General features: G+C 67.1%; 10 protein-coding genes. 4 read left to right on the forward strand and 6 right to left on the reverse strand.

The genetic code is table 11. From position 1 onward, the window contains the following. Positions 1-2 precede the first annotated feature (2 nt). Positions 3-488 (reverse strand): anthranilate 1,2-dioxygenase small subunit AndAd, encoded by a 486-nt coding sequence (andAd, locus tag WS62_RS01215; protein ID WP_066566622.1) that lies wholly within the window; start codon positions 486-488, stop codon positions 3-5. Positions 489-502: 14 nt separating this feature from the next. After that, positions 503-1,780: an anthranilate 1,2-dioxygenase large subunit AndAc gene (andAc, locus tag WS62_RS01220; protein ID WP_066566629.1), complete on the reverse strand. Its 1,278-nt coding sequence runs from the start codon at positions 1,778-1,780 to the stop codon at positions 503-505. Between the two features lie 203 nt (positions 1,781-1,983). Here andAc and andR point away from each other — a divergent pair, with 203 nt between their 5' ends. Continuing rightward, positions 1,984-3,009, forward strand: a complete 1,026-nt coding sequence (andR, locus tag WS62_RS01225; RefSeq protein ID WP_066566632.1) for an anthranilate 1,2-dioxygenase regulatory protein AndR — start codon at positions 1,984-1,986, stop codon at positions 3,007-3,009. A 25-nt stretch (positions 3,010-3,034) separates the two neighbouring features. Here andR and WS62_RS01230 read toward each other — a convergent pair whose 3' ends face one another. Next, positions 3,035-3,922: a LysR family transcriptional regulator gene (locus tag WS62_RS01230; protein ID WP_066566634.1), complete on the reverse strand. Its 888-nt coding sequence runs from the start codon at positions 3,920-3,922 to the stop codon at positions 3,035-3,037. 89 nt (positions 3,923-4,011) lie between these two features. Here WS62_RS01230 and WS62_RS01235 point away from each other — a divergent pair, with 89 nt between their 5' ends. The 3 genes from WS62_RS01235 to catC are packed head-to-tail and all read left to right on the forward strand — an operon-like array spanning position 4,012 to position 6,410. Further along, the gene (locus WS62_RS01235) at positions 4,012-5,145 is read left to right on the forward strand and encodes a muconate/chloromuconate family cycloisomerase (protein WP_066566636.1); all 1,134 of its coding nucleotides are present in this window, start codon (positions 4,012-4,014) and stop codon (positions 5,143-5,145) included. Positions 5,146-5,179: 34 nt separating this feature from the next. Then, the gene (gene catA, locus WS62_RS01240) at positions 5,180-6,082 is read left to right on the forward strand and encodes a catechol 1,2-dioxygenase (protein ID WP_066566638.1); all 903 of its coding nucleotides are present in this window, start codon (positions 5,180-5,182) and stop codon (positions 6,080-6,082) included. Positions 6,083-6,119: 37 nt separating this feature from the next. Continuing rightward, positions 6,120-6,410, forward strand: coding sequence for a muconolactone Delta-isomerase (catC, locus tag WS62_RS01245; RefSeq protein ID WP_066566642.1), 291 nt, complete (start codon positions 6,120-6,122; stop codon positions 6,408-6,410). A 270-nt stretch (positions 6,411-6,680) separates the two neighbouring features. On the opposite strand, the gene WS62_RS01250 is transcribed toward catC, so the two are convergent. Genes WS62_RS01250 through WS62_RS01260 form a run of 3 tightly spaced genes read right to left on the reverse strand, consistent with a single transcriptional unit; the run spans position 6,681 to position 12,517 of the window. Further along, the gene (locus WS62_RS01250) at positions 6,681-8,090 is read right to left on the reverse strand and encodes an efflux transporter outer membrane subunit (protein ID WP_066566645.1); all 1,410 of its coding nucleotides are present in this window, start codon (positions 8,088-8,090) and stop codon (positions 6,681-6,683) included. Beyond that, on the reverse strand, positions 8,087-11,302 hold the full coding sequence (locus WS62_RS01255; protein ID WP_066566648.1) for an efflux RND transporter permease subunit: 3,216 nt from the start codon (positions 11,300-11,302) through the stop codon (positions 8,087-8,089). The genes WS62_RS01250 and WS62_RS01255 overlap by 4 nt, the downstream gene beginning before the upstream one ends. Before the next feature lie 9 nt (positions 11,303-11,311). Beyond that, the gene (locus tag WS62_RS01260) at positions 11,312-12,517 is read right to left on the reverse strand and encodes an efflux RND transporter periplasmic adaptor subunit (protein WP_066566652.1); all 1,206 of its coding nucleotides are present in this window, start codon (positions 12,515-12,517) and stop codon (positions 11,312-11,314) included. Positions 12,518-12,532: the final 15 nt, after the last annotated feature.

The raw sequence follows: 12,532 nt of genomic DNA on the forward strand, positions 1-12,532 counted from the left end.
AATCAGATCGGCGTCGCGAGCAGCGTCTGCACGCGCGACGTGTCGTAAATCACGCGCTTCTTCCGGTAGCGCAGTCCGTCGGCCGTGCGCACGACCGTGTCGTAATACTTGCCCGCCTGGTACACGCTCGATTCGCCGTCGCTGCGCGTCTGCACGACGACGTAGCTGCTCTCCGTCTCGATCTCGCCGTCCTTTGCGCCGACGATCGTGAGTCCGGACGTCATGTGCCGATACGTATGCGCTTCGTAGATGTTCGCGTGGCGCAGCGACACGACGCGGTCGCGCAGCATCCGCCGGTTCGTGCAATGGACGATGCCGATCGGCAAGCCCATGTCCGCGTTTTCCTTCGGGACGATTTCGTACAGGCAGTCTTCGGTGAAAAGCCCCGGCCAGCTTTCGAGCCGGTCGTTGTCGAGATGGCCGATGTAGCGGTCCTGCAGCATGTGCAGCTCGAACCACACGCGGATGTCGTCGGTGATGTCGGTCATGTTCGTCTCCCGCTTCAATAGCCCATCAGCTTCTGGTAGCCGACCCAGAACTTGCGGATCAGGCTCTCGGTGATCGCCGTGTCCTCCTGGTCGGGATTGCCGCGCGACATCTCGATCACCGACGCCGCGTCCGCGTCGCGCACGGTGCCGCGCTGGACGAGCTCGGTCGCCTCGGTGTCCTCCATCGAGATGTAGCCCGCGGGCCCGACGAGGTTCGCCTGCTTGATCCGCAGCTCGCGCAGCTCGGGCGTGTCGTCCGCGTAGCCGAAGAAGTGGAAGATCAGCTCGAAGTTCTTCGGCCCCTTCGGCAGCAGTTGCCGCGCGACGAGCGTGTTGTGGATCTGCTGGATCACGAGCTGAGGGAAGATCGGCTGGATGTGGTTCGTCGTGTCTTCGTCGTACTCGGACACGAGGCCGAGGATCGAATCGTCCTCGAGCGCGAAACCTTCGTCGAACGAACGGATGTTCTGCTGCTTGTACGCGCTCGCGGTGTCCGCGTCGTCGCGCGTCTTCGTCATCGTGATGATGCTGTGCAGCCCGTGCGTCGCGTCCGGAATCGAGCGCGCCTTCATCCCGACGCGGAAGATGTTGAACGTCGTATGGAACAGATGCAGCATGCTCGCGTGATACGGATCCTTCACGTTCTCGAAATACAGCTTCCAGTTCGACTTCGAATACTGGCGCGTGCAGCCGAGATACTCGATCGGCTTGTGAAAGATCCGCTCGATCCACGGCCGCATCTGCGGGCCGAGATAGTCGGGCAGCGGCGCGACGTCGTCGCTGAACGTCGCGAACACGAGGCCCTGGTAGCTGTCGACGCGCAGCTTGCGCAGCCCGTGATGCGTCGGATCGAAGTCCGCGGGCATTCCAGACATGCCCTTCTGGCCGCGCCTGAACGGCACGCCGAGCAGGTTGCCCTGGCTGTCGAAGCTCCACTGGTGGTACACGCACGTATGCGAGCTCGCGTTGCCGCGCGCCTTGCGGCACACCTGCGCGCCGCGGTGCGCGCAGCGGTTCACCCACGCGGCGAGCGCGCCGTCCTCGCCGCGCGTGACGACGACGGGCGTGTCGCCGACGAACGTGCTCTTGAAGTCGCCCGGATTCGGAATCTCCGCTTCGAGCGCGACGAAATTCCATGTCGGACCGCGAAAGATCCGCTCCTGCTCGCGGTCGTACACCGCCTGCGAGCTGAACACCTTGTACGGCACGCGCGAGCCGTCGTCGCGCGGGAATCGCACGTCGGATGAATCGGCGCGATCGATCAGCGATACTGGCGATTCGGTCAGTTCCATTGTTGTCTCCTGTCGATCGGAGTTAGCGCTTCAGCGCTTACGCCGATCCCATGCAAGATGCTTGCGGTTGAGGCGGTCGACAATCCGCCTGACGGGACTGATTTTTGAAACGCTAAAATCCGCCGTCTATCCGGAAAGTGCGGTTGCGGCGGCGCAGTATCCACTTCCGGCGGATTTTGTGCGCTACGATGCGCGCATCAGACATGCCATCCGGCCGGCGAGCGATATTCAGGACGCCGGCGCTTTGTGCGAGGCAGACGATCATGCCCCCGACCCCATTCGATCCGCTCGCGCTGCGCGAGCACCGGCTGTTCGAATCGCGCGATCTCGACGAAACGCGCGAGCGGATCTCGCGCGTGATGCAGCCGCACGCGCTGCTGCCGGACGGCACGCGGCACGGGCCGTCACATATGGATTTCGTGCGGCTCGGCGGGCTCGGAATCGGAACCATCGCGTTCGGCGACGCGATGCAGGTGCGCGTCGACGCGGTCGACGGCTATCACTTGCTGATGTTTTGTCTGACGGGTTGCGCGCAGGTGCGCACGATGGGCCGCGCGTTCGACGTCGACGGCCACACGGGCGTGCTGTGCCCGCCCGGCGAGCCGTTCGCCGCGCACCTTTCCCGCGATTGCGAGCAGTTCGTCCTCCGTATCGATGCCGCGACGCTCGCCGCGCACATCGGCGATGCGGCGGCGTCGCTCGATCCGGTGATCGGCGTCGACGATTCGGCGCTGAGCGCGTGGATGCAGCAGCTGAAGCTCGTCGCGCGCTCGCCCGAGCTGCTCGCGAGCGCGAGCGCGAACCCGCGCGTCGCGGTGAGGCTCGAACAATTGCTGCTCGACCTGCTGATCGACGGCCATCCGCCCGCCGCCGCGCCCGTGCGGCGCGCCGATCCGGCGCCGGGCTTCGTGCGGCGCGCGCAGGAATTCATCGACACCCAATTCGCGCAGCCGTTGCAGCTCGCGGATATCGCACAAGCGGCGGGCGTGCCCGAACGCACGCTGCGCGACGGCTTCCTGCAGTTTCGCGGAATGAGCCCGATGCAGTACCTGCGCAAGATGCGGCTCGACCATGCGCGCGAGCTGCTGCGCGCGGCGGCGCCCGACCGGCGGATCGCCGAGATCGCGCTCGATTGCGGCTTCGCGCACTTCGGCCGCTTCGCGCTCGCGTACCGCGAGCGGTTCGGCGAGCTGCCGTCCTCGACGCTCGCCGACCAGCGCGACGCTTGAGCCGGCCCGCGCTCCGCGCGCGGCGTCAGCGGCCCGCCATCAGTTCCCGCGCGAGCGAGCAGAACAGCGTGGTCGCGCGGCTCGCGTCGTGCAGCCGCCGGCTCAGGATGATCGGCGACGTCGCGACGGGCTCCGGCAGCGGCCGGTAGACGACGCCCTTCACCCTCACCCCTTCGACGCTCTCCGGCACGAGCGACACGCCGACCTGCGCGGCGACGAGGCCGAGCGCCGTCTGCAGTTCGCGCACCTCGTGCACCGCCGCGGGCGCGAGGCCGCCGTCGCGCAGCGCGGACAGTTGCTGATCGGCAAAGCTCGGCCGCGGCGTACTCGGGTAAACGATCAGCGTCTGCCCGGCGATCTCCGCGAGCGAGAGCGGCGCGTCGGGCGCGGCGAGCGGATGCCCGTCCGGCAGCGCCGCGATCAGCCGCTCTTCGACGAGCACCTCGCGCACGAGCTGGTCGTCGTCGAAGCGCAGCCGGCCGAAGCCGATGTCGATCCGGCCGCCTTTCAGCGCGCCGAGCTGCTCGAGCGTGAACATTTCGATCAGCGACAGCTCGACCGCCGGCGCGGCCTCGCGGAACGCGCGGATCACGTCGGGCAGCGCGCCGTACAGCGTGGACGGCACGAAGCCGATCACGATCCGCTCCGCCGCCTGCGCGAGCCGGCGCGTGAGCGGCGCGAGTTCGTCGGCCTGCTCGAGCACGCGCCGTGCCTGCGCGTAGAACACCCGCCCCGCGTCGGTCAGCTTCAGCGGCCGCGCGCCGCGCTCGAAGAGCGCCAGGCCGATCTCGTCCTCGATCAGTTGCAGCTGGCGGCTCAACGGCGGCTGCGTCATGTGCAGCCGTTCCGCGGCGCGCGTGATGTTCATTTCTTCGGCCACCGCGATGAAATACCGGAGCTGACGCAGTTCCATGCATACCTCGAAAGTATGGAAGTAGTCGGAAAGGGTGTTGGACGCCGCCGCGCGTTTGTTTCTACCATGTGCGCGACAGGAGGATTTCGATGATAGCAACAGGCATCACCATCGACCGCATCGAGACGCTGCTCGTCGATGTGCCGACGATCCGGCCGCACAAGCTGTCGGTCGCGACGATGCACCGCCAGACGCTCGTGCTCGTCCGCGTTCGATGCTCGGACGGTATCGAAGGCGTCGGCGAAGGCACGACGATCGGCGGCCTCGCGTACGGCGAGGAAAGCCCCGAGAGCATCCGCACGAACATCGACACCTATTTCGCGCCGCTGCTGCAAGGCGCGGACGCGACCCGCCCCGGCGCCGCGATGGCGCGCGTGCGCAAGCTGTTCCAGGGCAACCGCTTCGCGAAATGCGCGCTCGAGACCGCGCTGTTCGATGCGCAGGCGCGCCGGCTCGGCGTGCCGCTGTCCGAGCTGTTCGGCGGCCGTGCGACCGATGCGCTCGACGTCGCGTGGACGCTCGCGAGCGGCGACACCGATCGCGATATTGCGGAGGCCGAAGCGATGCTCGAAGCGCGCCGCCATCGCGCGTTCAAGCTGAAGATCGGCGCGCGCGCGGTCGCCGACGACGTCGCGCACGTGGTCGCGATCAAGCGCGCGCTCGGCGAGCACGGCGACGTGCGCGTCGACGTGAATCAGGCGTGGACCGAAAGCGAAGCGGTGTGGGCGAACATGCGGCTCGCGGAAGCGGGCGTGAGCCTCGTCGAGCAGCCGATCGTCGCGACGAACCGCGCGGGCCTGAAACGCCTGACCGCGCTCGCGCACATCCCGATCATGGCCGACGAGGCGCTGCACGGCCCCGTCGACGCATTCGCGCTCGCGCGCGACCGCGCGGCCGACGTGTTCGCGGTGAAGATCGCGCAATCGGGCGGCCTGCAAGGCGCCGCGGCCGTCGCGTCGATCGCGGCCGCGGCCGGCATCGACCTGTACGGCGGCACGATGCTCGAAGGCGCGGCCGGCACGATCGCGTCCGCGCAGCTCTTCAGCACGTTCGGCTCGCTCAAGTGGGGCACCGAGCTGTTCGGCCCGCTGCTGCTGACCGAGGAGATCCTCGTCGAGCCGCTGCGTTACGAGGATTTCAAGCTGCACCTGCCGGCCGCTCCCGGTCTCGGCATCACATTCGATTGGGCCCGCATCGAGCGGATGCGACGCCAGTCCCGCTGACCCACGCCTACACTCATTGACATAGGAGACGCAGATGAACAAGGAAGCCATCGACGCCCTGCTGCAGTCGTTCGACGACGCCGCGAAGAATCCCGGCAACCCGCGCGTGCGCGCGATCGTCAACCGGATCGTGAAGGACCTGTTCCACACGATCGAGGATTTCGACGTGCAGCCGAGCGAATTCTGGTCCGCGCTCAACTACCTGAACGAAGCAGGCAAGGAATTCGGACTGATCGCGGCCGGCCTCGGCTTCGAGCGCTTCCTCGACGTGCGGATGGACGAAGCGGAAGCGAAGGCGGGCCTGCAAGGCGGCACGCCGCGCACGATCGAAGGGCCGCTGTACGTCGCCGGCGCGCCGGAATCGGTCGGCCATGCGCGTCTCGACGACGGCACCGATCCCGGCCAGACGCTGCTGATGCGCGGCCGCGTGCTCGGCGACAACGGCAAGCCGCTCGCGAACGCGCTCGTCGAAGTGTGGCATGCGAACCACCTCGGCAATTATTCGTACTTCGATCCATCGCAGCCGGCGTTCAATCTGCGCCGCTCGATCCGCACCGGCGCCGATGGCCGCTACAGCTTGCGCAGCGTGCTGCCCGTCGGCTACAGCGTACCGCCCGGCAGCAAGACCGAGCAATTGCTCGACCAGCTCGGCCGCCACGGCCACCGTCCCGCGCACATCCACTTTTTCGTGTCGGCGCCCGGCCATCGCAAGCTGACGACGCAGATCAACATCGAAGGCGATCCGCACATCTGGGACGACTTCGCGTTCGCGACGCGCGAGGGCCTGATTCCGGAGATCAAGCAGGCCGAAGGCGCGGAAGGCAAGCCTTACGGAATCGACGGTCAATTCGCGCTGATCGACTTCGACTTCTCGCTGACGCACGAGCGCGGCGACGTGCCGGCGAGCGAAGTCGAGCGCGTTCGCGCGCAGGCGTGAGCGGCGTCGCCGCAACGTTCATCACAAGGAGCAAGCCATGCTGTTTCATGTGGAAATGACCGTCGACCTGCCCGTCGACATCGATCCGGTGAAGGCGGCCAGCCTGAAGTCCGAAGAAAAGGAGATGGCGCAGCGGCTGCAGCGTGAATGCGTGTGGCGGCACCTGTGGCGCATCGCGGGCCGCTACGCGAACGTCAGCATCTTCGACGTCGAGAGCCCCGCGCACCTGCACGACGTGCTGAGCCAGTTGCCGCTCTTCCCGTACATGCAGATCGAAGTGCGCGCGCTGTGCCGTCATCCGTCGTCGATCCACGACGACGATCGCTGAGCGGCGGCGCGCCTCGTCGCGATGCGACGCCCCGACGAAAACGCCGCCCGCCGTCCGTCGCCGGGCGGCGCGCGTCGCTCGACCGCTGGCGTCCGGCTCGCTCGTCGGAGGCTTGCGCGCGCGATGCCGCCCGCCGTCCGCTGAGGCGCGCCGCCCGGATTGAGCCGATAACCCGCCGACGCGCCTGCTCATTCGCCTGCTCATTTACCTGCTCACTCCGCCTCGACACGATGACGCCGACATCCCCGAACGCCGCATTCCGCCGGCTCGCTACCCGCTGCGCCCCGGCGCTGACCAGCCGCCGCCGAGCGCCTTGTACAGCGTGATCAGGTTCGACTGCTTCGCCAGCAGATCCGTGACGAGCTGCTGCTGCGCGGTGTACAGCGTGCGCTGTGCGTCGAGCAGCGTGAGGAAGCTGTCGGTGCCGGTCCGGTAGCGCGCCTGGGCGAGCGCGTAGTATTCGTGCGCCGACGCGACGTATTCTCGGTCGGCCGCCACCTGCTCGACATACGTCGTGCGCCCGACGAGCGCATTCGCGACTTCCTTGAACGCGGTCTGGATCGCCTTCTCGTAGTCGGCGATGTCGATGTCCTTCTCGATCTTCGCGACGTCGAGCGACGCCTTGTTGCTGCCGTAATCGAAAATCGGCATCGTGATCGCCGGCGCGAACGTCCATGCTCCGCTGCCCGCCTTGAAGAGGCCCGACAGGCTGCTGCTCGACGTGCCCGCCGACGCGGTCAACGCGATCTTCGGGAAGAACGCCGCGCGCGCCGCGCCGATGTTCGCGTTCGCGGCCTTCAGCGTGTGCTCGGCCTCGACGATGTCCGGCCGGCGGGCCAGCAGGTTCGACGGCACGCCCGCGCCGATGTCTTCCAGCAGGCTCGGGCTCTCCAGCGTCCCGGCGGGCGGCAGGTCGTCGGGCAGCGGACAGCCGATCGCCGCGACGAGATTGTTGAGATCCTGCTCGACCGCGCGTGAGTAGGACGCGAGGCTCGCCCGCGCGCTCGCGAGCGAGTTCTGCGCCTGCCGGACGTCCTGCAGCGACGCGTTGCCGATCTTCATGCTCGCCGTCGTCAGATCGAGCGTCTGCTGATCGGCGGCCGCCGTGTCGGCGGCGATCTTCAACAGCGCATCGTCCGCGAGCCACTGCAGATAATCGGTCGCCACCGTCGCGATCAGACTGATCTGCGTGCTCGTGCGCGATGCGTCGGTCGCGAGATACTGTTCGAGCGCCTGCCGCTTCAGGCTGCGCAGCCGCCCAAAGAAATCGATCTCCCAAGACGTGGTGCCGACGCTCACGCTGCTGGAGCCGAGACCGGATTCCGTGCCGAGCGCGCGCTCGCGCGTGAGCGAGCCGGACGCGTCGATCGCCGGTGCGAGATTCGCCCGTGCGATCCGGTACTGCGCCTCGTATTCGGCGACGTTCAGCGCGGCGACGCGCAGATCGCGGTTATTGTCGAGCGCGAGCGCGATCAGCCGCTGCAGCCGCGCGTCCTTGAAGAAATCGCGCCATCCCACGTCGGCGGCGAGCGGCGCCTGCGCCGTGCGCGACACCGCGGCATCGGATGCGTACGCCGGCCACGCCGCTTCGACGGGCGACGCGGGACGCTGATACGCGGGATCGAGCGAACAGGCGCTCAGCGCGACCGCGCAGGCCAGACTCAAAGTCTTGAATTTCATGCTTCGCCCTCGCCGGCCTGTTGCGTGTCGTTCGAATGGCCATGCTCGCCGAACAGCCCGCGCACGACGACAAAGAAAATCGGCACGAAGAAGATTGCGAGCGCCGTCGCGGCGACCATCCCGCCCGTCACGCCTGTGCCGATCGCACGCCGGCTCGCCGAGCCCGCGCCGGTGCTGATCACGAGCGGCAGCACGCCGAACACGAACGCGAGCGACGTCATCAGGATCGGCCTCAGCCGCATGTGCGCGGCTTCCAGCGCCGCGTCGATCAACCCGCGTCCTTGCGCCTGCAGATCCTTCGCGAATTCGACGATCAGGATTGCGTTCTTCGTCGACAGCCCGATCGTGGCGAGCAGCCCGACCTTGAAATAGATGTCGTTCGACAACCCGCGCAGATGCGCGCCGAGCAACGCGCCCAGCACGCCGAGCGGCACCACCAGAATCACCGCGAGCGGCACCGACCAGCTCTCGTAAAGACCCGCCAGGCACAGAAACACGACGATCAGCGAGATCGCGTACAGATAGACCGCCTGCGATCCGGCGAGCCGCTCCTGATATGACTGGCCGGTCCATTCGACGCCGAACCCGGCCGGCAACTGCTTCGCGAGCCGCTCGACGGCCGTCATCGCCTGCCCCGTGCTCGCGCCCGGGCCGGTCTGCGCGGACATTTCCATCGCGAGCGCGCGGTTGTAGCGCTCGATCTGCGGCGGCCCGAACGTCCAGCGGCTCGTCGAGAACGCGGAGAACGGCACCATCGATCCGTCGTAATTCGTCGCCCCCGATGACGTGGAAGACGAAGACGAAGACGAAGACGAGGACGACGTCGAGGACGAGGACGTCGAAGAAGCCTTCACGTACCATTGACCGATGTCGGCGGGCATCATCCGGTACGGCGCGTCTGCCTGCACGTAAACCTTCTGAATGCGCCCCGTATCGACATAGTTGTTCACGTAGGTCGAGCCGAACGCGGTCTGCAACGTGTCGTCGACGTCCGAGATCGACAGCCCGAGCGCGCCTGCCTTCTCGCGATCGATGTCGACGTGAAACTGCGGCGTATCTTCGAGGCCGGACGGCCGCATCAGCGCGAGCGCCGGGTCCTTCGCAGCCAGCGCCATCAGCCGGTTGCGCGCGGCGAGCAGCTTGTCGTGCCCCTGTCCGCCGCGATCCTCCAGCTCGAAATCGAGGCCGCTCTGTGTGCCGAGGTCGTGGATCGCGGGCGGATTCATCACGAACACTTGCGCATCGCGATCCTTGGCGAAATGCGCGTTCGCGCGCGCGATCATCGCGGTGGCCGACTGGCTGGACGCGGTCCGCTCGCTCCAGTTCTTCAGCGAAACGAATGCGAGCGCGTTGTTCTGACCTTGTCCGTTGAAACTGAAGCCGTTGACCGTGATCATCTGGTCGACCGACGGCTCGCTCTTCAGGAAGTAGCGCTCGACCTGCTCGACCGTCTTCAGCGTCCGCCCGGCGGGCGTGCCGACGGGCGTCGAGATCGACACGAGAAAATAGCCCTGGTCTTCGTCCGGCAGATACGACGACGGCAGCTTGACGTAAAGCCATGCAACGACCGCGCCGATCAGCGCGTAGACGATCAGGTAGCGCCCGGGCCGGCCGACCATCCGCACGAGCGTCGCGCTATAGCGAGCGTTTCCGGCCTCGAACGCGCGATTGAACCAGCCGAGGAAACCGCGCCGCGCGTGATGCTCGACGTCGGCGCGCTTGAGCAGGGTCGCGCACAGCGCGGGCGTGAGCGTCATCGCGAGCACGACCGACAGCGCCATCGCAGCGACGATCGTGATCGAAAACTGCCGGTAGATCGCCCCCGTCGACCCGGAAAAGAACGCCATCGGAATGAACACGGCGGTCAGCACCGTCGTGATCCCGACGAGCGCACCCGTGATCTGTCCCATCGCCTTGCGGGTCGCTTCCTTCGGTCCGAGCTTCTCTTCGGCCATGATCCGCTCGACATTCTCGACCACGACGATCGCGTCGTCGACGAGCAGGCCGATTGCGAGCACCATGGCGAACATCGACAGCACGTTGATCGAGAAGCCAGCCGCGGCCATCACCGCGAACGTGCCGAGCAGCGCGACCGGCACGACGATGGTCGGGATCAGCGTCGCGCGCACGTTCTGCAGGAACAGGTACATCACGAGGAACACCAGCACGACCGCTTCGACGAGCGTCTTCAGCACCTCCTCGATCGAGATCCGCACGAACGGCGTCGTGTCGTACGGATACGCGATCGCGATGTCCTTCGGCAATTGCGGCTTCAGCTCGTCGATCTTCGCGCGCACGGCGGTCGCGACCGTCATCGCGTTCGCGCCCGTCGCGAGCTTGATCGCGAGCGCGGCGGACGGCTTGCCGTTCAGCCGCGACGACGTGTCGTAGCTGTCGCCGCCCACTTCGACGCGCGCGACGTCCCTCAATCGCACTTTCGAGCCGTTGGCGTTCACGCGCAGCAGGATGTCGCCGAACTGCTCCGGCGTGGTCAGGAGGCTGGCGGCGGAAACCGTCGCGTTGAGCGCCTGCGCGTCGGTGGCGGGCGTGCCGCCCAACTGCCCGACCGACATCTGCACGTTCTGGTTGGTGATCGCTGTCGTCACGTCGGAGGTCGCGACGCCGAAGCCGTGCATCTTCACCGGATCGAGCCAGATCCGCATCGCATGCTGCGCGCCGAACAGCGTGACGTCACCGACGCCGTTCACCTGCGTGAGCGGATCCTCGAGCTGCGTCGCGATCACGTTGCCGAGATCGATCGAATCGAGGCTGCCGCCCGGCGACGACAAAGCGATGATCATCAGGAAATCGCTCGCCGATTTCGCGACCTGCACGCCCTGTTCCTGCACGGTCTGCGGTAGCGACGACGTCGCCTGGCTGACCTTGTTCTGCACCTGCACCTGCGCGATGTCGGGATCGGTGCCGGGCTGGAACGTCAGTGTGATCGTCCCTTGGCCGGCTGCGCTGCTCTTCGACGACAGGTACAGCAGGTTGTCGATGCCGCTCAGCTTCTGCTCGATCACCTGCGTGACGGTGGCCGCGATCGTCTCGGCGGATGCGCCGGGATAGGTGGCCGTGATCTGCACCGAAGGCGGCGCGATGCTCGGATACTGCTCGACCGGCAGCGTCGTGACCGACGCCGCGCCGATCATCATCACGATGATCGCCATCACCCACGCGAGGATCGGACGGTTGATGAAGAAATTCGCCATGCCGCCCCCTCAGTGCGCGGCCGACGCCGCGGTCGCGGACGCGCCGTCGCCGGCGATCCGGACCGGCGTCCCGGCATGGACCTGCTGCAATCCGCTGACGATCACGCGATCGCCCGCCTTCAGCCCCTGTGTGACGATCCATTGATCGCCGTATGCGGTGTCGGCCTTCACCGCCACCCGTGTCGCGATGCCTTTCGCGTCGACCACGAATACCGTCGCGCCACCATCCGAGCTGCGCGTCACCGCGAGCTGCGGCACGAGCAGCGCATGATCGTCCGTGCCCTCGTCGAGCCGCGCGCGTACGAACATGCCGGGCAGCAGCGCGTGATCCGGATTCGGAAAGATCGTCCGCAGCGTCACGGAGCCCGTTGTCGCATCGACCGTGATGTCCGAGAACTGCAGCGCGCCGGCTTGCTCGTACTCCGTGCCGTCTTCGAGCACGAGCTTGACGGCCGCACCGTTGCCCGCCGCTTTCAGACTGCCCGACGCGAACGCGCGCCGCAGCTTCAGCCAATCGGCGCTCGTGCGGGACACGTCGAGATACATTTCGTCGATCGCCTGGATCGTCGACAGCGCGCTCGTCTGATCCGTCGTGACGAGCGCCCCTTCGGTGACGCTCGACGCGCCGATTCGCCCCGACACGGGCGCGACGATCCGCGTGTAGCCGAGGTTGACGCGTGCGGATTCGAGCGACGCCTGATCGGCGATCACGTCGGCGGCGTCCTCGCGCACGGCCGCGACCGCGTCGTCGTAATCCTGCTTGCTGACCGCGTTGATCTTGACCAGTTCCGCGTAGCGATCGGCCTTGGTCTTCGCCGACGCGAGCGTCGCCTGCGCCTTCGCGAGCGTGCCGCGCGCCTGATCGTACGACGCCTGATAGGTCGCCGGATCGATCTGGTACAGCACCTGCCCCGCCTTCACGTCCGAGCCTTCGGTGAAGAGCCGCTTGCGGACGATCCCGCCGATCTGCGGCCGCACCTCGGCGACCTTGATCGCGGACAACCGGCCCGACAATTCGGTGTGCTGGACGATGGACTGCTCGGCAAGCGTCATCACGCCGACTTCGACAGCCGTCGCGCCGGCACCGGACGCCCCGCCCCGGCCGCATCCCGCTTGCAGCGAGACGACCAGGACGACGAGCGCGAGCGACGCGCGCCGGCGCAACGGGCGCGCCGGTGCGCGCGGACGATCGGATGGAATGGGTATGCGGTTCATGGCTTCTCGTCGGTT

It is taken from the genome of Burkholderia sp. ABCPW 14 (genome assembly GCF_001523835.1).
In the GTDB taxonomy this organism is placed as follows: domain Bacteria; phylum Pseudomonadota; class Gammaproteobacteria; order Burkholderiales; family Burkholderiaceae; genus Burkholderia; species Burkholderia mayonis.

Excerpts from the sequence above, each read along its gene's own strand:
- andAd (WP_066566622.1), bottom strand. The coding sequence starts at position 488 with ATGACCGACATCACCGACGACATCCGCGTGTGGTTCGAGCTGCACATG.
- andAc (WP_066566629.1), bottom strand. The coding sequence starts at position 1,780 with ATGGAACTGACCGAATCGCCAGTATCGCTGATCGATCGCGCCGATTCA.
- andR (WP_066566632.1), top strand. The coding sequence starts at position 1,984 with ATGCCATCCGGCCGGCGAGCGATATTCAGGACGCCGGCGCTTTGTGCG.
- WS62_RS01230 (WP_066566634.1), bottom strand. The coding sequence starts at position 3,922 with ATGGAACTGCGTCAGCTCCGGTATTTCATCGCGGTGGCCGAAGAAATG.
- WS62_RS01235 (WP_066566636.1), top strand. The coding sequence starts at position 4,012 with ATGATAGCAACAGGCATCACCATCGACCGCATCGAGACGCTGCTCGTC.
- catA (WP_066566638.1), top strand. The coding sequence starts at position 5,180 with ATGAACAAGGAAGCCATCGACGCCCTGCTGCAGTCGTTCGACGACGCC.
- catC (WP_066566642.1), top strand. The coding sequence starts at position 6,120 with ATGCTGTTTCATGTGGAAATGACCGTCGACCTGCCCGTCGACATCGAT.
- WS62_RS01250 (WP_066566645.1), bottom strand. The coding sequence starts at position 8,090 with ATGAAATTCAAGACTTTGAGTCTGGCCTGCGCGGTCGCGCTGAGCGCC.
- WS62_RS01255 (WP_066566648.1), bottom strand. The coding sequence starts at position 11,302 with ATGGCGAATTTCTTCATCAACCGTCCGATCCTCGCGTGGGTGATGGCG.
- WS62_RS01260 (WP_066566652.1), bottom strand. The coding sequence starts at position 12,517 with ATGAACCGCATACCCATTCCATCCGATCGTCCGCGCGCACCGGCGCGC.